Source organism: Veillonella sp. ICM51a (assembly GCF_000524355.1).
GTDB lineage: Bacteria > Bacillota > Negativicutes > Veillonellales > Veillonellaceae > Veillonella > Veillonella atypica.
The window spans coordinates 47321-69348 of record NZ_JAPX01000049.1; the positions used below are offsets into that span (position 1 = coordinate 47321).

General features: G+C 38.4%; 22 protein-coding genes and 1 pseudogene. All 23 read right to left on the reverse strand.

The features are described 5' to 3' along the window. Positions 1–329 precede the first annotated feature (329 nt). A complete protein-coding gene (locus HMPREF1504_RS09245; protein WP_038125213.1) occupies positions 330–1592 on the reverse strand; it encodes an S-layer homology domain-containing protein in 1263 nt (420 codons plus the stop codon). A 497-nt stretch (positions 1593–2089) separates the two neighbouring features. Then, a pseudogene (locus tag HMPREF1504_RS09250) lies at positions 2090–2740 on the reverse strand (putative porin); the annotation flags it as partial. A gap of 171 nt (positions 2741–2911) precedes the next feature. Next, positions 2912–3484 carry a signal peptidase I gene (lepB, locus tag HMPREF1504_RS09255; RefSeq protein WP_005381809.1) on the reverse strand — a complete coding sequence of 191 codons (573 nt, stop codon included), beginning with the start codon at positions 3482–3484 and terminating at the stop codon, positions 2912–2914. A 10-nt stretch (positions 3485–3494) separates the two neighbouring features. Beyond that, positions 3495–4364, reverse strand: coding sequence for a YitT family protein (locus HMPREF1504_RS09260; protein ID WP_038125214.1), 870 nt, complete (start codon positions 4362–4364; stop codon positions 3495–3497). Further along, positions 4357–4881 carry a hypothetical protein gene (locus tag HMPREF1504_RS09265; RefSeq protein ID WP_038125215.1) on the reverse strand — a complete coding sequence of 175 codons (525 nt, stop codon included), beginning with the start codon at positions 4879–4881 and terminating at the stop codon, positions 4357–4359. The genes HMPREF1504_RS09260 and HMPREF1504_RS09265 overlap by 8 nt, the downstream gene beginning before the upstream one ends. A 96-nt stretch (positions 4882–4977) precedes the next feature. Continuing rightward, the gene (locus HMPREF1504_RS09270) at positions 4978–6186 is read right to left on the reverse strand and encodes a DUF3084 domain-containing protein (RefSeq protein WP_038125216.1); all 1209 of its coding nucleotides are present in this window, start codon (positions 6184–6186) and stop codon (positions 4978–4980) included. Between the two features lie 45 nt (positions 6187–6231). After that, positions 6232–7323 (reverse strand): LptF/LptG family permease, encoded by a 1092-nt coding sequence (locus HMPREF1504_RS09275; protein WP_005376634.1) that lies wholly within the window; start codon positions 7321–7323, stop codon positions 6232–6234. Positions 7324–7331: 8 nt separating this feature from the next. After that, positions 7332–8051, reverse strand: coding sequence for an LPS export ABC transporter ATP-binding protein (gene lptB, locus HMPREF1504_RS09280; protein WP_005376602.1), 720 nt, complete (start codon positions 8049–8051; stop codon positions 7332–7334). 13 nt (positions 8052–8064) lie between these two features. Next, entirely contained in the window at positions 8065–8784 is a 720-nt protein-coding gene (locus HMPREF1504_RS09285; protein ID WP_005376608.1) for an LptA/OstA family protein, read from the reverse strand. Between the two features lie 15 nt (positions 8785–8799). Beyond that, positions 8800–9336 (reverse strand): LPS export ABC transporter periplasmic protein LptC, encoded by a 537-nt coding sequence (gene lptC / locus HMPREF1504_RS09290; RefSeq protein WP_005376610.1) that lies wholly within the window; start codon positions 9334–9336, stop codon positions 8800–8802. Continuing rightward, on the reverse strand, positions 9323–10255 hold the full coding sequence (locus HMPREF1504_RS09295) for a lysophospholipid acyltransferase family protein (protein WP_005376592.1): 933 nt from the start codon (positions 10253–10255) through the stop codon (positions 9323–9325). Before HMPREF1504_RS09295 ends, lptC begins: the two co-directional genes overlap by 14 nt. A 14-nt stretch (positions 10256–10269) precedes the next feature. Then, a complete protein-coding gene (locus HMPREF1504_RS09300) occupies positions 10270–10791 on the reverse strand; it encodes an HAD family hydrolase (RefSeq protein WP_005376638.1) in 522 nt (173 codons plus the stop codon). Continuing rightward, positions 10791–11762 carry an SIS domain-containing protein gene (locus tag HMPREF1504_RS09305; RefSeq protein WP_005376628.1) on the reverse strand — a complete coding sequence of 324 codons (972 nt, stop codon included), beginning with the start codon at positions 11760–11762 and terminating at the stop codon, positions 10791–10793. The genes HMPREF1504_RS09300 and HMPREF1504_RS09305 overlap by 1 nt, the downstream gene beginning before the upstream one ends. 12 nt (positions 11763–11774) lie before the next feature. Then, positions 11775–12593, reverse strand: coding sequence for a 3-deoxy-8-phosphooctulonate synthase (gene kdsA / locus HMPREF1504_RS09310; protein WP_038125217.1), 819 nt, complete (start codon positions 12591–12593; stop codon positions 11775–11777). Then, complete coding sequence (gene kdsB, locus HMPREF1504_RS09315; RefSeq protein ID WP_038125218.1) at positions 12594–13325, reverse strand: 3-deoxy-manno-octulosonate cytidylyltransferase; 732 nt, start codon at positions 13323–13325, stop codon at positions 12594–12596. It lies immediately after the preceding gene. A 44-nt stretch (positions 13326–13369) separates the two neighbouring features. Beyond that, positions 13370–14482: a tetraacyldisaccharide 4'-kinase gene (lpxK, locus tag HMPREF1504_RS09320; RefSeq protein ID WP_038125219.1), complete on the reverse strand. Its 1113-nt coding sequence runs from the start codon at positions 14480–14482 to the stop codon at positions 13370–13372. A 39-nt stretch (positions 14483–14521) separates the two neighbouring features. Next, positions 14522–15826: a 3-deoxy-D-manno-octulosonic acid transferase gene (locus HMPREF1504_RS09325; RefSeq protein WP_005376599.1), complete on the reverse strand. Its 1305-nt coding sequence runs from the start codon at positions 15824–15826 to the stop codon at positions 14522–14524. Between the two features lie 2 nt (positions 15827–15828). After that, the gene (gene msbA, locus HMPREF1504_RS09330) at positions 15829–17559 is read right to left on the reverse strand and encodes a lipid A export permease/ATP-binding protein MsbA (protein ID WP_005376614.1); all 1731 of its coding nucleotides are present in this window, start codon (positions 17557–17559) and stop codon (positions 15829–15831) included. Beyond that, a complete protein-coding gene (lpxB, locus tag HMPREF1504_RS09335; RefSeq protein ID WP_038125249.1) occupies positions 17552–18694 on the reverse strand; it encodes a lipid-A-disaccharide synthase in 1143 nt (380 codons plus the stop codon). The genes msbA and lpxB overlap by 8 nt, the downstream gene beginning before the upstream one ends. Further along, positions 18694–19530 carry an LpxI family protein gene (locus HMPREF1504_RS09340; protein WP_005381836.1) on the reverse strand — a complete coding sequence of 279 codons (837 nt, stop codon included), beginning with the start codon at positions 19528–19530 and terminating at the stop codon, positions 18694–18696. The genes lpxB and HMPREF1504_RS09340 overlap by 1 nt, the downstream gene beginning before the upstream one ends. Positions 19531–19788: 258 nt before the next feature. Then, positions 19789–20601 carry an acyl-ACP--UDP-N-acetylglucosamine O-acyltransferase gene (gene lpxA, locus HMPREF1504_RS09345; protein WP_005376607.1) on the reverse strand — a complete coding sequence of 271 codons (813 nt, stop codon included), beginning with the start codon at positions 20599–20601 and terminating at the stop codon, positions 19789–19791. A gap of 21 nt (positions 20602–20622) precedes the next feature. Next, a complete protein-coding gene (fabZ, locus tag HMPREF1504_RS09350; protein ID WP_005376579.1) occupies positions 20623–21048 on the reverse strand; it encodes a 3-hydroxyacyl-ACP dehydratase FabZ in 426 nt (141 codons plus the stop codon). After that, positions 21045–21884 (reverse strand): UDP-3-O-acyl-N-acetylglucosamine deacetylase, encoded by an 840-nt coding sequence (lpxC, locus tag HMPREF1504_RS09355; RefSeq protein WP_038125220.1) that lies wholly within the window; start codon positions 21882–21884, stop codon positions 21045–21047. Before lpxC ends, fabZ begins: the two co-directional genes overlap by 4 nt. Positions 21885–22028: the final 144 nt, after the last annotated feature.

A 22028-nucleotide genomic window follows, 5' to 3' on the forward strand; every position in this document is an offset into this window, starting at 1 on the left:
AAAATTTTATTTTTTAAACTCTTGGAAAAGTTAGATTTTATCTAAATTTCTTACAACTCAAAAAAATCAAAATTTTATACAAATTTATCCATTTTTTCTTATAATGATATTTATTCTCATATACATTATAAAGTTTTGCTTATAAAATAATAACTAATTATTTTATCTTATTAATATCACTTCATAATTGAGTCATTTTATACTCATACTACATATTGCATTTTACGATTTTCACATACAAAAAGGAGCCCTCCAAGGAGGACTCCTTTATATATACTATTATATGTTATTAAGAGATGGTTTTCATAATAGTGTTATTTGATTATCAATTAGAATTTGTAGTTAAGTTCTGCACGATAGAAATCGGATAAGTCTTTACCGCTTTGGTCTTTAGAGTTGAAACCATAACCAGCACTTAAGCCTACGTTATCTTGTACAGCGTAATCAACTGTCGCTACATAACCTTTGTAACCGTTATTTGTGTTAGTTAAATCATATGCTTGATCCCAAGTGGAGCTTACGATTGGTGCATTAGCTTTTTGGTTAAAGTATTGACCTTTCACATCCCAAGTACCTTTCTTAGCGATGTCGTAGTTACCATAACCTACACCAGCTGTCCAAGCTTGAGAATTAGCTACGTCAGAAGCTTTCAACCATTCACCGCCAACCCATACTTTATCTTTGCGGAAGTCCGCATTGAAGCCGTATACGTTTTGGTGATCATTAGCAACGCTAACACCATTGTGTTTTAAATTACCGCTAGACAATCTGGAATAGAAACCACCAACGGAGGATTCTTGACCGATTTTGCCTTTAACACCTACATAAGATACAGATGGGTTATCAGATTTAGCATTGCCTGCTGAAGCGCCTTCCATCATGTAACCATAAGCACCTTGTACTTGGATTTTATCATTACCAACGTTCAATTGAGCACCGTCGAATGTATCATCGTACATTAAACCGCCACCAATTGTTTGATTGAAACGACCAGCCTTAGCGGATACGTTTTGACCAAATCTGTGATCTACATATGCACGGTCGATTTTAGCAGTTGTACCATTGGAAGCATCACCGAATTCATAGCCACCTTTAACACGAACTACTGCATCAGTTTTGTCATTTACTTTTGCATTGAATTGAACACGAGCACGGCCGTCAGTTAAAGATTTGCTATCAGTTTTGTAAACGCCTTTGTCTTCAGATTCTTGATAACGGATACGAGCATCACCAGTAACTTTTACATTACCTACACGGTCTTCCAATTTGGAAACGCGTACGCCCAAGTTGTTCAATTCGTTAGAGAATTCATCAGCCAAACGATTGATCATTGCTTGTTGTTCTGCATTAGCTTTATCTTGGTTAGCCATTGCTTTAGCTACCATTTGAGCCATTTCGTAACGGGTGATATCGTTTTGACCTTTGAAAGTACCATCTGGGTAACCATTAACGATGCCAGCTGCTGCTAATTGAGATACAGCTTGGTATGCCCAAGAATCAGGAGTTACATCGGAAAATGGGTTAGCTGCGAATGCGCTTGTTACACCTAAAAGAGCTGTTGCTGCAAATACTGCTGCGAATTGTTTTTTCATAATAGATTCCTTCTTTCTGATATAGTCTTTTTGACTAACAAATTTAGAAAAAAATATATATTATCAGAAGACTGTACATCTAGTTATGATCTATATAAGAACATCCTGATGAGTATCCACGTTTCCTCTTCTTCTGTTCTTGTATATCCCACAACTTGGTGTGTTGTCTTTCTGTGATGTCAATATACATCTGATCAACAAATTTGTAAAGCATTTTATACAATTAAATATGATGAAATTTCTTTCATGAAATAATTTTACACAATAAAATCAGTATTTATCTATATTTATCAAAATTAAATTTTGTAAAATTTCATCTTATTTACGTATAAAACAATATATTTTAAGCTATCATACTATCCCGATTAATATGCAAAACTAATAAATATGATTTTAATTAATTAGTTGCAATAAAAATAAGACCTATCATCTCTGATAGATCTTATTTCATAGGTATTAATTAGAATTTAAATAATAAGTCTGCACGATAGTAATCAATTACCTTCATATTTTTGTGTCTTGAATACAGGCGCATTCTTTTCTTGGTTGTAGTAATCAAGAGCTACACGCCAGGAATTTTTCTTAGTGATTTTATAGTCGCCCCATTTAACGCCTACATTCCATACATCACTATTGCTAAGGCCTGTTGCGGTCACCCATTCAGCATTAGTTGCAAGTGACATTTCACTATTATTATCTTTAGAGGCCTTACTAAAACGACCTAATGTAGGATAACCATAAGCGGCATTAACTTTCAATTTTCCAACTTGTGTTGTATACCCAATACCATCAAAGTTACTAGAATAGATTAAACCATCACCAAAGCTTTGTGTATAGCGACCAATATCTACCATATGATTCTTCCCAAATTTATGCTCTACATAAGCTAAATCAAAGGACATGGTATGATCTTTAGATGCATCACCAAGTTCAATAGATCCTGTTGTTAATCGTGCTTTCACAGATGTATTCTTATTAACTTTAGCATCCATATTCAAACGTACACGAGCGGCAAATTTACCTTCCGAATCTAGATTATCAATGCCTTCCTTTTCAACATAGTTAATACGAGCATCTCCAGTAAACTTAACATTCCCTACGCGGTCCTCTAAGGCAGACACGCGCACACCAAGATTATATAAATCATTCATTGTTATATGTATAAAAGAGATAGATTGTAAGCAATATAGTTCTTCATATAATATAACATATAAAAAAGAACGTACATTACGTTTCAGTAATATACGTTCTCATATAAAGCATTATAGCATTGATCTGTAACACTTAAGACCTTAGATTTTTATATATTCTATTATCTATTATAGGGCATATTCTACAAAACCTAGCACATGATCTACAGGTACAGGTCCGATGAATCGGCTGTCACTAGAATGATTGCGATTATCCCCCATTACAAACACATGCCCTTCAGGTACTACAACAGGTGTAGAACGGCTATAGTTCATTGTAGGATCTTTTGTATAAGGTTCTTGAAGCTCTTCGCCATTACGCCAAACATGACCATCTTTAAACTCTAATGTGTCACCAGGTCTACCGATAACGCGTTTTACCCACACATCATTTGTTTGAGCCGATTTATCGATAACGCTTACATAGTTCATCAATGGTTCTTTCACATCATCGGTCCATGTACGTTCACGGTTCACACGGCTATCAATGATAACAATTTGACCATAGTCAGGTACATCACGCATAATATGTTGCCACTTGGTAACGATTAAATATTGACCATTATGTAACGTATCCTCCATGGATTCACCGGATACCCGTGTTGGTTGTACGATAAAAATATGAATGACCATTGCAATAACTAACGCCAATACAATGGCATATATCCAATCTAATGTTTCTTTTACAAATTTATTATTCATTAGAGCCCCCTTAATGTCCACTCTTAGTAAAACGTCCACCAAATACATCGTGTACATCTTGAATGGTTATAAATGCTGATGGATCCACTTCATATACAGCATCCTTCAAACGCGTAATCTCTAAACGAGTTACAACTGAATACAATGCATGCTTAGGTGTTTTCAAATAACCACCTTCACCATATAATATGGTAACGCCTCGATTTAGTTTTGCATTTAATGTATCCGCAATTTTCTCTGAATTCTCTGCATCAGTAATAATCATAACACCCTTTGATTCCTCAAGGCCTGTAATTGTAATATCAATCATTTTATAGGCGATAAAATAGGCTACTAAGGAATACATAGCACTATCCCAACTATATACAAATCCGGCAGCCCCTAAGATGACTAAATTCATGGCCATTACAATCTCGCCTACAGAAAATGTAGTTCGTTTATCAAAAATAATAGCTACGATTTCCGACCCATCTAAGCAGCCCCCATTACGTATAATAAGGCCTACGCCAATACCAAGTATGATACCACCAAAAATGGCACCTAAAAAAGGATTGGTTGTAATTGGAGTAAATTCATGGGCAAAGGATGAAAATATGGCCATCCAAACGATAGAAAATAATGTAGATATGGTGAATACCTTGCCATTAATGCGATAGCCAATATACAAGAATGGAATATTAATTAATACTACAAATATACTAAACGATATCCGCGTAAGTTCAGCTGTCATCAAAGATATACCAACAACGCCACCATCGATGATATTATTTGGCACTAAAAATAGATCTAGGCCCACTGTATAAATCAGGGCCCCTATAATCATCCAAATACATCGCAGTAGCATACTGGACCAATGTATCTTTTTTATCACATTACTCATGTGTATCTCCTTCATTATATAATTTTTTAATTGCCGCTAAACGTTTAGCTTCTAAATCATCTTCTGCTTTACAGTCTTGAAGTTTATTATGATCCTCTTCCTTCAATTGTTTAGTATATCGCTTACCAATGACATAGGCTGTTAAGTCATCTACTGGTTCAGGTGGAAATTGCATGCCTTTTGGTACGAATCTACGCCAACCGGTAGGTGGATTATATTGCCAATACAATTTACGAGCCTCTTCAGTACTATGTGATTCATCAATCAAACTCGTCGTAATTTTATGATTTCGCCCAATTTGTTGTATAGATGGATACAAATGCTTATGATTGGTACCATTACCACATACGATATGATGTATACCAAGATAAGTACTTAATATACTTTCAAAGGAACTATTAAATGTCTTAGTTTCTACAATGGTTCGATATATTAACTCACCTGCTTGTGAAAGAATAGCTACGCCTGTCTTTTCATTCCCTGGATCCACAGCGGCTATATACGATATATTATTCATACTATTTTCCTCATTCCTCAATACAATAGTTATATTTTATCACAAAATAAAAGACCTATGTATTAAATCTTAATACATAGGCCATTTATATAGAAACTAATTTGATTTTATAAGTTTACCCGTATCTGTCATCTGTGTAATACGCAATTTTATATGTATAGGGCCAGATGAATATGTATCACCATCAGCATACGCCTCTACATACACCTTGCCATGTAACATACCAATACGACGTATCGCAGAAAATAATTCATCTCCAGGTATTGTACCAATATCTCCAGATAACGAATCTGGTATAACCCCTTTAGACTTAGCCTCTTCATTGACTTGTTTCAAGAAACGAAGCATATTGACTTGAGCATTACTACCACCATCGATAACAGACGTAGCAATCACGTCACCTGATTTATAAATAAATTGTTGTGGATACACGTGAATCGTCGCAACTGCTGGTTCACCAGCAATGATATTACCAGCTGCCACCACTTGGATAACCATAGGCGTTTTAGATTCTTCAATTTTAGAAATGGCAACCTCTATATTTTGACGGTCTACATATACAACAGATTCACCATGATCTTCAACACCTAAGCGACGAAGTACGAGCTTATTTGTATCTTCCACAATACTATTAACCGCATCACGCGCTTCATTGGGAGATAAACCATTACGCACTACTGCCTGTGCTAATAATTGGTCGACTTGGAATAAAATCGTACCTTCTCTAAGATGAATAATCCCCGTTTTTAACTCTTCTTGTGTTTTCTGCAAGTCGGCAATATGTTTTTCCATACTAGCCCGTGTAGCTTCCAAGGCAGCTAATTTTTTAGAGGCCTCATCATAGGAGGCTTGTAATGCAGATAGTTCTGCCTCTGTAGCAACCTTTGCAGCCTCTGCATCAGCTAATTCTTGACGGCTTTGTTCAACCTCTTTGCGAATTGTTTCAATCTCAGCCATACGGTCCGCTAATTCTTTTTTATTAGCTTCCAATAGAGCTTGACCTCGTTCTAATTCAGCATTTTTAGCAGCTACCTCTGCTGTTAGCTGATTCATATCTGCCCGCAATTGATCCATCCCAAAAAGCGCAGTACGTACGCTTTGCGATGTAATTGTAAGAACACCAACCGTGGCAGCTGCAACGAGTAGACCTGTTACAATCGTTACAATAATCGATGTATGCTTAGGACGCAATCCAAAGAGGGACATTCTACGCTTACCGACCTTTGTTCCTAGTTTATCACCCATATAGGCAATAAGCCCGCCCATGATAGCGATAATAACGAGAATCTTTAATCCTACAAGCATGGTGTCCCTCCTTTCAAAATAAATTGTAATCCAACATACTATCTATTAGCGTGAAACACGCCAATTTAAATATAATCCGGCAATGATACCTAATGTATCAGGAATCATTGCTGCCATCCACGTTGGTAATGCACCACCCTTACCAAGAGCTCCGGCAAAGGTCATCACACCATAGTAAATAAAGATAATTAAAATACTGATACCAAATCCGATAGACGAACTAGACCTTTGTTTTTGCAAGCCCAACGGTGCACCTACTAAGGCAAATACAAAGCTTGCCAACGGAATGGTAAAACGTTGATACATTTCCATTTCTAACTTATTAGAATTTGTATATGCAGCTTTATATGCTTTAATTTGATGACGCAATTCTTTAATCGTCAATTCTTCTGGTTTACGTTGATCTTGTTGTACTTCATTTGGTGAAGATTTAATTGGCAATACTTGTTCTTTAAACTTCATTGTCCGCTCTACACCTTCACCGGCCGATACGTCATAGATTATACCGCTATGCATGACCCATACTTGGCCATTCCATTCAGCATTTTCCGCATTTTCTACCTGTTGTAGTTCACCTTTGTCATTGAATTGTTGCACCGTAATCATGCTTAGTTTTTTACTTTCACTATCATAGTGTTTAGCATACATCAATGTACTAAGATTGTCACCATTCATAGATTTTAGCACAATATGATTTTGCGTTTGTGGCGATGCATTCTTCATAATTTCTTCGCGCACAATGGTTTGGTACATATTGTTTGTACGTGGTACAACAAATTCATTAAATGCTACAGCACCAATAGAAATAAGCAACGCTAAAATATATACAGGCATTGCAAGTCGTAAAAAACTAAGGCCACCAGCCCTCATAACTACGATTTCACTAGTACTACTTAGTCTGCTGAAAGCCATCAGCGAACCAAGCAATACAGACATAGGGAATGTCAATAAAATAATGCTTGGCATAGCTAAAAAGAAGGCTTTCATAACGAGTAGTAGCGGAGCACCATATTCAGTTATATATTGAGCAATGCGGAATAATGTACCTGTACCAATGAAAATACTGGTAAAAGCAAATACCCCAAATAGGAATGGACCTACAAAGGCTTTTAAAATATATTTATCTAATAAGCGCATGGTCCCTCCTATAATTTAAAATTGTTACCTAAATAATGTTCACGAGCAATTGGGTTATTGGCAATTTCATCAGGTGTACCTTCCAATAAGATCTTACCTGTGCTTAGAATATATGCCTTATCAACAATGCCTAATGTTTCTCGCACATTATGGTCTGTAATAAGAATGCCGATTCCTCTATTTTTTACTTGTAAAATAATTTGTTGAATATCGGCAACTGCAATTGGGTCTACGCCGGCAAATGGTTCATCCAATAAGATAAAATTCGGTTCTAAAGCCAAACAGCGAGCAATCTCTACACGCCGCCGTTCACCACCGGATAGTTGCATCCCCTTACGATCTCGCACATGACCAATATTAAATTCATCAATAAGAGAGTTTACAATTTGATCGATTTCATCACGATTTTTATTTGTTGTTTCCAACATGGCACGAATATTTTCCTCAACAGTCATAGATCTAAAAATCGATGCCTCTTGGGGTAAATAACCAATGCCTTCCGCTGCCCGCTTATACATCGGTAACATCGTGATATCCTTACCATCAACTGTAATAATACCTGTCGTCGGTTTTTCAATGCCTACAATCATGTAGAACGATGTAGTCTTACCAGCCCCATTAGGCCCCAATAGCCCCACGACTTGTCCTTTTTCAACATGAAGACTTACACCATCTACTACATTCCGACCATTAAATGTTTTGACTAGGTTCTTAGTTTCTATATACATACATTAATCCTTACTAGTTCGGTGTGATAACTAATGTACTACGTCCGCCTAATGTTTCCGCAGAGTTATCCTTCAAGTACAATTTTAACTCAGGCGCATTCAACACATTGCCATTTTGTACTGCATGTGCTGAGCCAGTAAGCAATACAACCCCATCATTTTGATTAGGCGTTTGCGTATATGTAGCACGATCTGCCGAACCAGATACATTTTTATCTGGATTATTAAATGTTACACCACCTTGTGCAACGGCGCGAATTTCTTTCAACCAACCTTCTACTTGGTTACCTGTCAATGTAGTGCCTTCTGCAATTAATTTAGCATTTCCCACTACCTTACCATATTCAGTATCAGAGTTGTACTCAACAGAGTCACCAAAGATTTGGCGATCATCCCGTTGCAAATGAACATCCCCCTCTGCACTGAACTGGTTATCATTTACACTATGTACAGATTGTGCGGACATGGACATATTATCGCCAATCATGGAAACGCCACCTTCTAGGGATGCTTCACGAGTTTTAGTATTGTACCATCCATTCGCACCAGTCATAGTTTTATCTTGTTGTGTAATTACTACATTACCAGATGCCTCTGCACGACCTGTATTACCATCATAGGATAATGTATCCGCACTAATGGTCAACGGACCTTCATTGGCAGCCCAAGCAGTAACAGATAGCATCATCATTGCTGAGATTACAGCTAATCCCATATATTTTTTCTTATTCATCGCAATTCCTCAACTTTACTTTTTCGTCAATTTAGCATGACCAATCGCTTTGATTTGTTTCAACGACATATTACCTTCTAACTTATCACCAGTTAAGGTAATATCTTTTGAATCATAAGTGAAAGCCGTTTTTGATGTAAGCATTTTAGTTTTGTTATCAAAATGTAATGCATCGGTCTTAAAATTAGCCCCTTCCGTATTGGTAGCTGTTACACCACCATCAATATCAAGGGAACTATGATCGCCAGACAATACAGCATGAGGTGCCGTAATCGTTGTTGTCACATCATCTTGATAGAAAAGACCCTTTAAATTAGTGAGTACAATCGATTTTGAACGAGGGTCATACTCGATTTTCTCTGCAGATAGGGCCCATACCAACTTACCGTCCTTCTCTTCTTGAAGCTCGGCACCTTGGAAATTCACCAGTTGCCCATTATTAGCCCCTTTAGAAGAAGAGTCTCCAGAGTCGTGCAAAATGAACGCTATTAGACCAACTAGAGCAATGACGATAGCCACGACAATAGCGATTAATTTTTTATTGTTTTTCATGTGCTCTCTCCCGAATCTCTAGTTTCTTATAATAATCAACGATTTCGCTCATCTTAGTCATCCATCGATGTTGGAACCAAATCCACTCATCAGGATGTTCACGAATAAAGTCTTCTGTTACGCGTACACACTCTTCTGTCAACGTATACATATCTACATCATCATCGCCACTATTATTGTAATGTAATGGTGGCAAGATATGAACAATATGTCCGCCTTCAGGCTTTCTAGATGTAAAAATTGGTACTACAGGAGAACCGAATTTTTTAGCAAATGTAGCCGGTCCTACAACAGCGGAAGAAGGTTGCCCTAAAAATGGCACCGGTAACCCGTGAATATATCCATCTTGATCGGCCAAAAAACCCAACAATTTCTTCTTTTTCAATGCTTTTGCAGCAGAAACTATTTCATTACCACCGCTGGCAAACACATCGAGGCCAACCATTTCACGATATTCATTCATAAAGCGTGTAAATTGTGCATTAGGTTGTTTTTTTACAATAGTTGTAGATGGATAACCATGTGCAGCTAACGCAGCCCCCATCCATTCCCAATTGCCTACATGCCCAGTAAGAACAATGACGCCTTTATCTTCTTTAATAGCATTATCCAAATGCTCTACACCGCGCATTTCGATATGCTCATTAATAAATTTCTTAGTCAAATTCGGCATATACAGAATTTCCATAACGCTTCGACCTAGGTTTTTGAATAGCTTTTCAATTAAAGCCTCTGCCTGTTCGTCATTCATATTCATGCCAATTTTTATATTTTTAATGCCTCTTAGCTTTTGCTTTTTTGCAATAACTCCATACAGGGGTCCTAAGCTAGCACCTATGAGCAAAATGAGCTTATACGGCAATCGACATACAAGCCAACTGATTCCCTTAACGACATGGTATTGCCATTCATTATTCATTCTGCTCACCTCCTTTATTGACCATGGTTATGAGCCTCCATAGCATAGTCTTTTACGACTGAATCCCACATGTTTTGAGCTTTTAAAATATATTCAACAGCATCTCGCACGGCACCAGATCCACCATTGTGATTTGATACAAATTGAGCCAATTCCTTAACCTCAGCCGCCGCATCTTGAGGAGCCATCGGCAATCCTACGAGAGATAAAGCCCCTAGGTCATTTAAATCATCACCCATATAAGCTATATGCGCCAACTCAATATGATGGCTTTCACATAGAGAACGTAGAGCCTCCGTTTTATTAGCATGCCCCATCAATAAAGCATCAAATTTTAATTCCTTAGCACGCCGTTCCACCATAGGCGATGTGCGAGCCGTTATAATGCCTAGTGAAATCCCTGCTTTATGAGCAGCGGCTAGACCTAATCCGTCTCTTGCAGAGAAGGCCTTTATTTCTTCACCACTCGATGTATAGATTAATTTTCCATCTGTTAATACACCATCAACATCGAGGATAATCCACTTAATATTCATTACACGATGCCTCGACGAAGTAAGTCTGTAATGTGAACAATCCCCATTGCATGGCCTTCTTCATCTACTACAGGTAGTACTGTAATAGGACGAGGTTGATTTTTTTCCATTACATGAAGTGCTTCAGCAGCCAATTTATCCTTTGTAATAGTACGTGGCATATTCGTCATCATATCTTCAACTGGCCACTCTAAAAAGTTGCTACCAGAATCAAGACCGCGACGCACATCACCATCAGTTACAAGGCCGATTAAGTGACCATCTTCATCGATAACGCTAGTGGCACCAAGTCCTTTTTCCGTCATTACAAACAAAGCATCACGAACGGTTGCCCCTTTGTGTACAACTGGATTATCTTCACCACCATGCATAATATTTTCAACAGTCAACAATAAACGTCTTCCAAGTGAGCCACCTGGATGGAAAACAGCGAAGTTTTCCGGCGTAAAATGATGACGCTCTAGTAAACATACCGCCAAAGCATCGCCCAAGGCCAATGCTACTGTTGTACTTGTAGTTGGTGCCAATCCTAACGGACATGCTTCGCGTTCAACTTGCGCCAATAATACAACATCGGAATTTTTAGCCAATGTAGATTCAGGTTTTCCTACAACGCAAATCAATTTAGCACCTATGCGGCGCAATGAAGGCAAAATACCAATGATTTCACCTGTTTCCCCACTATTAGAAAAGGCAAGTACCACATCATCTTCAGTAATCATACCTAGATCGCCATGAACACCTTCCCCTGGGTGCATAAATAATGCTGGTGTACCTGTACTCGCTAATGTAGCAGCAATCTTACGACCAATATGTCCAGATTTACCCATGCCAGTACATACAACACGACCTTTACATGCAAGAATCATGTTAACAGCATTTACAAAACTTTGATCTAATGTTGTTATTAACTGTTCTATCGCTTGTGCTTCCTCATGAAGCACCTGAGCAGCCTGTTCTAAAATATCCAATACTATCGCCCCTTATCGTTTAACGATTTTATCAATAGCTACTAAGTCTTTTAATAAGTCTTCGAATTGATTTAAATATACCATGTTTGGACCATCGGAAAGCGCTTCTTCAGGATTATCATGTACTTCAAAGAATAAACCATCTACACCACTAGCAACAGCGGCACGTGCCAAATTTGGCACAAATTCTCGATTGCCACTGGATTTTGTACCAGCCCCACCTGGTAATTGCACACTATGAGTAGCATCAAAAATTACTGGATAATCAAAGGAACGCATAATAGGGAATGATCTCATATCTACAACGAGATTATTATAGCCAAAGCTAAAACCACGTTCTGTAAGCATAAGATTTTCATTGCCCGATTCTTTCATTTTATTAAGAACATTCTCCATATCTTTTGGAGCCATGAATTGACCTTTTTTTACATTTACGCATTTGCCCGTTTTAGCAGCACCGTAAACTAGGTCAGTTTGACGACATAAGAATGCAGGAATTTGAAGAATATCCAACACTTCTGCTGCTGGTTCAATTTGCTCAATAGAATGGATGTCGCTAACAACTGGTACATTCAATTCTTTTTTGATGGACGCTAAAATTTTTAGACCTTCTTCTAAGCCTGGACCACGAAAAGAATTGAAGCTAGAGCGATTAGCTTTATCAAAAGAAGCCTTAAATATATAAGGAATGCCTAGGCGTTCACAAATTGCTTTAGCCTCTTTGCCAATTGCCAATGTGCGGTCGTAATCTTCGATTACGCATGGGCCTGCTAATACAAACAGCCCTTTACCGCCACCAATTGTCATATTACCAACGTTTACTGTTTTCATTTATTTCTCCTCTTGCTCGAATATTTCATTTACACGAGCTAAGTCTTCTGGTGTATCAACACCAACAAATCGTTTATCTGTAGTAATGACGCGGATGGAAAATCCATTTTCCAACGCTCTCAATTGCTCTAACGACTCTGTTTGCTCTGCTGCAGTAGGCTCCATCTTTGCATAGTCTAATAAAAATTGACGACGATATGCATAAATGCCAATGTGCTTTAAAGGAGCATTAACAAAATCATGACGTGGATAGGGAATTAAGGAGCGGGAAAAATACATCGCATCATTTCGTTTATTAAGTATAACCTTCACCGCAGAAGGTTCATCATACTCTTCTTTTAATAAAGGGATTGCTACTGTAGCCATTTGTAGATGTGCATCATCTTCAAAAAGTTCTCCTAACTGATCGATTAAATGCGCATCAATCATAGGTTCATCACCTTGTACATTGATGATAACATCTAGGTCGGTATATTGTTGTGCTACTTCAGCTAATCGGTCAGTTCCAGTCGGATGATTGGCATCAGTCATAACAACCGTACCACCAAAAGATTTAACCGCATCATATACGCGTTGATCATCAGTAGCCACAATAACAACTTGTGGTCTCTTCGCCTGTGTAACACGTTCATAAACACGTTGAATCATAGGTTTACCCGCGATATCTGCCAAAGGTTTTCCTGGCAATCTCGTGGAACCAAATCGAGCTGGAATCACACAACCAATATTCACAATAAAACCCCATTTCTTTTATTTGCGTATCTTATTATTATACACTAAATCTCTAAATTTTCTATGAATTCTTGTTTTCCAGAGATGAATTCAATACCTATGGATAGCACTAGAATCGGTATTTTCAAGTCTTCAATTGTATGCAACTGACTTAATTTAACAGCATCTTTTTCAGTAATCATAATCGCCTTAGCTTGATGAGCAAAAGCTTGCTTCCAAATTTCTACCACATCATCATCCGAAAAATCATGATGATCACCAAAACCCATTGTATGTACTACGTCGTAGCCACAGCCTTCCAGCGTCTTCGTAAAGGATTTAGGATTACCGATACCACTTACGGCCATAATAGGTAAATCGCTATCAGTACCAATAGGATGTCCTTCATCACCATTAGCCCATGCCTCAAGTGTATAGACTGCACGTGGTTTATGAATGGTCTCATAAACAGGCTTTTGTGGCGCCATCCGAGCTAATCGTTTTCTAAGTGCTGCAACCAATCCTGGATCAACTTGATCTACTTTTGTAAGCACTATAATATCAGTTCTTGCTAGGCCCTCCATAGGCTCACGTAATAATCCTCTTGGCAATACATGTTCATAGCCAAAAGGATTCGATGCATCGATTAATACGATATCCTTATCTCGATGCAACGCTCGATGTTGAAAACCATCATCCATTACAAGATAATCAGCACCTAACTCTTCAATTGCTATACGTGCCGATTCTATACGATTACGACCAATAATCACACTAGATTTTGGTAGCACTTTCGCTAATAGCCAAGCCTCATCTCCACTTTCCTCAGGCTCTACTAAAATAGATCCATGCTTGGAAATAATTGTATTTTGACTATTATCTTTAGCTCTATAACCACGGCTCAATACAGTTGGATGAAAGCCTTTCTGTCCTAAAATATCACAGATAAGTCTAACCATTGGAGTTTTACCAGTTCCACCAGCTGTTATATTACCAACACTAATTACAGGTACCGATACTTTTACAACACCTTTATTTGCATCAAACTTTGCGTTACGCATAGTAACAGCTTTTTTATACCCCTTACTAAGAAGTGATAACCCAGCCCTGGCTACATCGCCTAAGATAGATTGATCTTCGCCGCTTACAATGCTCTTAAAAATATCTTCACCATTCATAGTAGGCACCTCCTTCCGTATCGATTACACCAATATTTCTTAAGGAATAATATGATGTGATTCAAATAGTTGACGTAATTCTTGCGTATTGCGACGCGTTGCACCACGATTTTCACGGATAATATCTAAGCAATTCTGCCCCATTTCTTTCGCTAATTCAGGGTGTTTACAGAGATGTAAAATCATAGTAGTTAAATCTTTTTGATTTTTAACTTGCTCACATGCATGTCTAGAATGTAAGAGATTAAAAATTTCCTTAAAATTAAACATATGCGGGCCCACAATAATAGGTTTTCCATGAGCAGCTGGTTCTAGAATATTGTGCCCCCCTGTTTTAACAAGAGAACCACCTACGAAAATGATATCGCCTAAGCTGTACAAACGACCAAGTTCCCCTATCGTATCAAGTACTACTACAGGAATTTCCTTATGCACCGGTTCGGTCATATCACTACGACAAATGGCTTCCAAACCATAACGTTTTGCTAAGGTCTGTACATCATGGCCTCTATAAATCTCACGAGGCGCAATAAGTAATCTTGCATTAGGATACTCTACTAAAACCTGTTTAAAAGATTCAAATACGGCTTCATCTTCACCCTTGTGTGTACTGCCTGCCACGATAATAGGATGATTATGACCAAATCCAAATTCGTCTAACAAGGCTTGCTTTTCTTCTTCGGATACTGTTGCATAGGTTTGATCATACTTCATATTACCAGTAACAGTGATTTCATCAGGGTTCGCACCAAGCTGTGCAATATATTCTGCATCAAAATTTGATTGCATACAGAATCGTTCGATAGAGCTCAACATTTCCCGCGTGAAAGCACTAATATAGCGATAGCGTTTCATACTGCGATCGGAAATACGACCATTCACCATCATAACTGGAATCTTTTCAGACTCTGCGATACGCAAGAAATTTGGCCAAATTTCTGTTTCTACTAATAAAATAGCAATCGGTTTAATGATATGCAAAATTTTACGTGTTAAGTACGGTAAATCTAAGGGGAAGAAAATTATGCCTTCAGCTTCCGGTATGATTCGGTGTGCCATCGCATGACCTGTAGCCGTAACGACAGATACAACGACTACCGCTTCTGGAAACTCTCGTTTAATTTCTTTTACAAGAGGACTCGTTGCAACAATCTCCCCAACTGATGCAGCATGAATCCATATCGCACGACGTCCTTCTATTTTTTTTAATAGTGTAGCAGGCATATATCCTGCACTTTGTTTTATACGCTCATAAAAACCATCTTCAAAAGCAAGACGATATAGGATAACCGGAATTAGGCCAATCCAGTAAAATATGAGCAATACATTATATATCCAGTACATGTTTATCCTTTATTAGAGAACTGAACGGAATAAAGATGGTTATATAAACCATTTTCCAAGGCTAATAGTTCTTGGTGAGTTCCCTTCTCTACCAACTTACCTTGATTTAATACAACAATTTGATGTGCATTTTGTACAGTGCTCAAACGATGGGCAATAACAAAGGCTGTACGACCTTCCATCAAGCGGTCTAACGCTTCTTGTACAAGTTTTTCACTTTCTGTATCAAGAGCAGACGTAGCTTCATCGAGAATTAAAATCTTAGGATTCTTCAAGATAGCACGTGCAATTGCAACGCGTTGACGTTGACCACCTGATAACGAACTACCTCGTTCACCTACAATAGTATCGAGACCATCAGGCATCTTATCCACAAACTCTAATACATTTGCCGCCTTAGCCGCTTCGTAAATTTCTTCATCACTCGCATCTAAGCGACCATATAAAATATTCTCTTTAATGGATGCATTAAATAAAACTGTTTCTTGTGGTACTAACCCAATTTGATTACGCAACGATTTAAAGGTTACGTCTTTAATATCTGTACCATCAATTGTTATAGATCCACTCGTAACATCATAAAAACGAGGTAATAGATTGGCTAATGTTGTCTTGCCTGCACCAGACGGACCTACTAAGGCTACGCTTTCACCAGCCTTAACAGACAAGTTAAAATCACATAATGCCATTTTTTCACCATCGTAGGAGAAACTAACGTGATTAAAATCTACATCGCCTTTAATATCAGGCAATTCTATAGCGTTTTCTTTTTCCACTACATCGGCTTTTGTATCTAAAATATCAAACACACGGTCAGCTGCAGCCAACGCTTTTTGGATATTACCATAGACTTGGCTCAAACGCTTAACAGGATTTGATAGGTTAATAGCATAAATCAAGAACGCAATTAAAGAACCAGCTGTAATTGTTCCTGTAACCACGGAATAACCACCATACCATAGGATAACAGCCACCGCAATCGCTGCAGAGAACTCAACCATAGGACTTAATAAGCTAGTCAATTTAGTGGCTTTAATAACGGCATTGAAGTTATTTTGATTTTCTACTTCAAAGCGCTTAACTTCAAAACCTTCGCGAGCAAAAGATTTTACGACGCGAATAGCGGAAATCACCTCTTGCAAAAGAGCTGTAATATCAGCGATACGACCTTGTACATCATGGCCAGCTAAACGCAACTTTTTACCAAATACATTTATGATGATCAGCACCATTGGTACCGTAATAAATGTAACCAGCGTTAACTTCCAATCGATGAGTAACATGGAAACTAAAGAACCAATTAAGGTAACGGACTCTGTAATGAGAGATATTAAGTTATCCACTACTGCTGATTGAAGAGCAGATACGTCATTTGTAAGATTACTCATGATGACGCCAGTTTTACGGCGATCAAAATAGGATAAGGACAATCGTTGTAAATGCTTAAAAATTGCTTCCCGTACATCGATGATAACCCGTTGACCGATATAGGACATATTGTAAGTTTGCCCATATGTGGCAAAGCCACGAATTAAAAATATCAAAATGATGGCCCCAACGATGAGATTGAGCATAAACATATTTTTATCTTGTAATACTTGGTCTACGACGTTTTTGATTAGCCATGGTACTACGAGATACGCTGCAGCTGCTACAATCATGCAAAATACAGCAAATATCATTCGTTTATAATAGGGTCTCACAAAATACAATAAACGTGAGTAACTATTCATTAGTTTTCTCCTTACCTAGGTCATAAATCAATTGAGCCACGCGATTAACAGCACCTGACTCACCTAGTTTTTCTTTAACGCTACGCAATTCGGAGCGCATATGTTGATTAACTTGCAAATCATCTAATAGAGGCAAGACGGTATTCACTATAGCATCTGCAGAAACATCATCTTGCAATAATTCAGGAATGACTTCCTTGCCGGCTACAATATTAGGCAACCCTACATGCGTAAGATTTACGACCATCTTACCGATTCCATATGTAATAGGCGATACCTTATATAATAATACAGTTGGCAACTCCATCATCGCTGTTTCTAGTGTAGCAGTGCCCGATGCAGCTAAACATACATCACAGATTTGCATCAAATCATAGGTGTGGTCTTCCGTAATCGTTACAGGGACATTTCGTTCATTGATGAAAGATTCTAATTCACTGCGATCAATCGTATGTGCACGTGGTAAAAAGAACTGCACATTTTCGTGAGACCGTAATAAGCGTTCCCCACTTTCAAGCATTACATCTAAGAGGGATAACACCTCTTGTTTTCGACTGCCCGGCATCAATAAAACGCGCTTTGCTTCTGGCTTAGCCCCAAAGTAGTCCATCGCCTCCTCCTTAGTCATGGATGGATGCACAATATCTACTAATGGGTGTCCCACAAATTCTACGTCACAATTAAACTTGCGATATGCTTCCGCTTCAAACGGAAAAATAGAGGCCACCTTTGTAACAAATTTCTTAATCGTCTTGCCACGGCTGCTATGCCAAGCCCAAATAGTAGGCGCTATATAGTACAATACAGGGATTCCTAACTGGTGAGCTACTTCAGCCAATTTCATGTTGAATCCCGGATAATCGATACATACAAGTACGTCCGGTTTTTCTTTCATCATAACCCGTTTTAAATAGGTGCGTAATTTAAAGAACTTTGGCAATGATTTTATGATTTCTACGATGCCAATAACGCCGAGATTTTTGATATCATATACGATACGAACGCCAGCTTGTTCCATCAAGGTGCCACCCATACCGAACATTTCTATATTGGAATCTATTTGTGAAAGCGCTTTGGCCACGCTAGCGCCATGTGTGTCTCCAGACGCTTCGCCAGCAGAAAACATAATTTTCATCATAGTTCCTTTCTAGCATCTACAAATGCTTGATCTACAGCACAAATAATAATATTATGGCGATTAGCCATTTCTAGTACATCTTCTTGTTGTACAAATATCGTCTTTTCAGCCTCTACAGCCAAAACATTACAACCACTATCAATCATGGACATTAATGTCTTAATACCTACAGCAGGCACATCAAAGCGAACATCTTGATTTGGTTTTTCAGTCTTAACAACTACGGCCTCACCTCTACCGAGTTCACCGCCGCGCAATATGCATTTATCAGTTCCTTCAATAGCCTCAATAGCCATTGCTGCTTTATGCTTTACTACTACAGTTTGACCAATATCAAGCTTGCCCATCTGTTTAGCCAATTCAAAGCCGAAACAAATATCCTGCCATTGTTCTTCTGTCGGTTGTCGTTTGGTCAATACCCCAACCTTAGGCATGAACGGTTTCAAATACACAGTTTGATCTAGAACAGAAAAACCTTCTCGTTCGATTTCATCAACAATAGCGAGCATAATAGTATCATCTTTACGATTTTTCAATCGTTTAAGGACACCCAAAGTTTTTAAATCAGGGAAGGATAAGCCTTTATATAAAATTTCCTTTGTTACCTTTCCGAGCATAGTAAGCTCAGTAACGCCCTCTTTTTTCAAGGTTTTAAATATTTTGCCTAACTTAGCCACACTAATGTTGTAAAAAGAATCCGCTTCTTTCTCTAATATGGGATCCGTATCAGGCACAACTCCGATGACTACAACTTGATGCCCCAACATATGAGCAGCCCGCATGAACTCAACAGGTAAAACGCCAATACCTGCAATTAAACCTACCTTTGCCACGACTATACCTCCTATGTGAAGCCTTATATGGTCCACAATTTTTCGTCAAATCATTTGTTTTGAGTATAATTTTAAGACATACTCATATACACTATATTGTACTATAAATCACGCCATTTTACTATAATTTCAACGCTTTTCTAGCTATAAACACACTGTATTTTCCTACATTCTTACTCAAAAAGGATGCGTCTAAAAAGAGTATAAAATAAGCACAAAAAAACTCTACATTATATAAACATAATGTAGAGTTTCATATTAATCACGACGGGTACGCATAATGCCACGATCAGCATTGCGTAAAAAGCGTAATAAGTTTTCAATTTCAACGGAAGAATCAAGTTGCATTTCCATCTCTTCAATCGCTCTAGACAAGCTAAAGCCTGAACGATAAATGATGCGGAACGCTTGCTTCAAGCTACGGCGTACCTCTTCCGAAATACCTGCACGAGACAGGCCAACAGAGTTCAATCCGATAACACGAGCTGGTTGACCATCGGCAATAACATAAGGCGGAATATCTTGTACCACCTTAGCCATACCACCAACCATAGCATTACGGCCAATTTTTACAAATTGATGAACACCAGCGAGGCCACCTATAACCACGCGATCTTCAACGATAGCATGACCAGCCAAGCCTGCACAGTTACTCATAATAACATTATTCCCCACAATGCAATTATGAGCTACATGCGTACACGCTTGTAATAAGCAGTTATTGCCAACACGTGTTTCTTCGCCTTCTCCAGTAGCGCGGCTAATGGTAACGAATTCACGGATAACCGTTTCATCACCTACGTAACAATAACTTTTCTCGCCTTTAAATTTTAAATCTTGCGGTTCCAAACCAATGGATGCACCTGGATAGATTTCACAACGTTTACCAATGGTTGTCCAACCACCAATAACTACATTGGCACCAATCTGAGTGCCATCCCCTATTTCTACATTTTCCCCAATGACAGCACCAGGTCCAATGACAACATCTTTGCCCAGTTTAGCATTCGGATGCACTATGGCCGTGTTATGAATGTTGGATTCCGCATTTTCCATGCCTACAACTATCACTACAATCACTCCTTAAGTCTATTATACAAGGGCAAACATGTATTCACCGCTAGCACAAAGTTTATCACCCACATAAGCGCGACCTTCAACCTTGCCCATACGGCCCTTAATTTTTACAATGTCCACTTCCATGCGTACAACATCACCAGGTTTTACAGGATGACGGAAACGTACTTTATCAATGCCTGTAAACATAGGTGTTAATCCACGATTTTCTTCAGGATACAACAAAGCAATGCCACCAACTTGGGCAATTGCTTCTGTTAATAGTACACCAGGCATAACTGGATTTCCAGGGAAATGACCTTGGAAGAACAATTCATTGAATGTAGCATTTTTAATGCCCACAGCACGTTTCATTGGTTCTAATTCAATAATACGATCTACCAATAGCATTGGGTAACGATGTGGTAAAATTTCTAAAATGTCTTCGTGGTTAAGAATCATTGCTGTGTCTCCCTTATTTCTTCCATTATACTATGAGCCAAACGAGAATTGAGTTCATGGCTCGATTTTAACGCAATTACATGTCCCTCAATAGGGCCTAATAAATATAAATCACCCATCACATCGAGGGCTTTATGACGAACTAATTCATCTTCAAACCGAGGAACAGATAAACATGTTGTATCATCATACACAAGAGCATTATCCGTACTGCCCCCCTTTGCCAAGCCCATGGCTTGCAATTGTTCTAATTCTTTTACAAATCCAATGGTTCTAGCTCGGGCAATATGTTCTTGAAAATACTCAGGTGTTACATCAAAATCACATTGTTGCGTACCAAGTAGCGGATGTGGATTAATCGATGTGAATGTAACGCGATATCCATCATAAGGTACGATAAGAATAAATCTATCGCCATCATAAATGGAATGACTACGTTTCACCTTATACACATGTCGTTCAGCTTGTTGTTCTTCAATTCCCGCCTGAAGGATTAAGTCAACAAATACGGCACTACTGCCATCGCCAACAGGTGGCTCAGGAGAGTCCATTTCAACAAAGCAGTTATCAATATTCATAGCACTGAATGCAGCCATTACGTGTTCAACAGTGAAAACCTTTGCTTCACCATGTTCCAAAGTAGTAGCGCGCATAGTGTTCGTCACATTATCAATGTGTGCTCGAACGGAGGGGTTTCCCTCTATATCTGAGCGCACAAACACAATTCCTGTATTTTCAGGTGCTGGCTTAAAAACCATGGTTACAGGTTCCCCGCTATGAAGGCCAATTCCCTTATATGAAACAGCCTGTTTAATTGTTTGTTGGGGCTTACTCATAAGAATGTCCTTTCATAATCTAATTCCATGTCTACTATACACCATACTGTATTATACCCTATTTGCATAGCTGTTACAAGAATATAGGACTATTTATCAACTGACTAGATGTAAAAAATCGGCATTGCAAAGCTTTATTTTAAG

Bases quoted from the DNA above. Each gene is read 5' to 3' on its own strand.
- HMPREF1504_RS09265 (WP_038125215.1), bottom strand. From the start codon at position 4,881: ATGAATAATATATCGTATATAGCCGCTGTGGATCCAGGGAATGAAAAG.
- lptB (WP_005376602.1), bottom strand. From the start codon at position 8,051: ATGTATATAGAAACTAAGAACCTAGTCAAAACATTTAATGGTCGGAAT.
- HMPREF1504_RS09300 (WP_005376638.1), bottom strand. From the start codon at position 10,791: ATGAATATTAAGTGGATTATCCTCGATGTTGATGGTGTATTAACAGAT.
- HMPREF1504_RS09295 (WP_005376592.1), bottom strand. From the start codon at position 10,255: ATGAATAATGAATGGCAATACCATGTCGTTAAGGGAATCAGTTGGCTT.
- lpxC (WP_038125220.1), bottom strand. From the start codon at position 21,884: ATGAGTAAGCCCCAACAAACAATTAAACAGGCTGTTTCATATAAGGGA.
- HMPREF1504_RS09260 (WP_038125214.1), bottom strand. From the start codon at position 4,364: ATGAGTAATGTGATAAAAAAGATACATTGGTCCAGTATGCTACTGCGA.
- lpxK (WP_038125219.1), bottom strand. From the start codon at position 14,482: ATGAATGGTGAAGATATTTTTAAGAGCATTGTAAGCGGCGAAGATCAA.
- HMPREF1504_RS09325 (WP_005376599.1), bottom strand. From the start codon at position 15,826: ATGTACTGGATATATAATGTATTGCTCATATTTTACTGGATTGGCCTA.
- msbA (WP_005376614.1), bottom strand. From the start codon at position 17,559: ATGAATAGTTACTCACGTTTATTGTATTTTGTGAGACCCTATTATAAA.
- fabZ (WP_005376579.1), bottom strand. From the start codon at position 21,048: ATGATTCTTAACCACGAAGACATTTTAGAAATTTTACCACATCGTTAC.
- HMPREF1504_RS09270 (WP_038125216.1), bottom strand. From the start codon at position 6,186: ATGCTTGTAGGATTAAAGATTCTCGTTATTATCGCTATCATGGGCGGG.
- lpxB (WP_038125249.1), bottom strand. From the start codon at position 18,694: ATGAAAATTATGTTTTCTGCTGGCGAAGCGTCTGGAGACACACATGGC.
- HMPREF1504_RS09245 (WP_038125213.1), bottom strand. From the start codon at position 1,592: ATGAAAAAACAATTCGCAGCAGTATTTGCAGCAACAGCTCTTTTAGGT.
- lepB (WP_005381809.1), bottom strand. From the start codon at position 3,484: ATGAATAATAAATTTGTAAAAGAAACATTAGATTGGATATATGCCATT.
- lptC (WP_005376610.1), bottom strand. From the start codon at position 9,336: ATGAAAAACAATAAAAAATTAATCGCTATTGTCGTGGCTATCGTCATT.
- kdsA (WP_038125217.1), bottom strand. From the start codon at position 12,593: ATGAAAACAGTAAACGTTGGTAATATGACAATTGGTGGCGGTAAAGGG.
- HMPREF1504_RS09285 (WP_005376608.1), bottom strand. From the start codon at position 8,784: ATGAATAAGAAAAAATATATGGGATTAGCTGTAATCTCAGCAATGATG.
- HMPREF1504_RS09275 (WP_005376634.1), bottom strand. From the start codon at position 7,323: ATGCGCTTATTAGATAAATATATTTTAAAAGCCTTTGTAGGTCCATTC.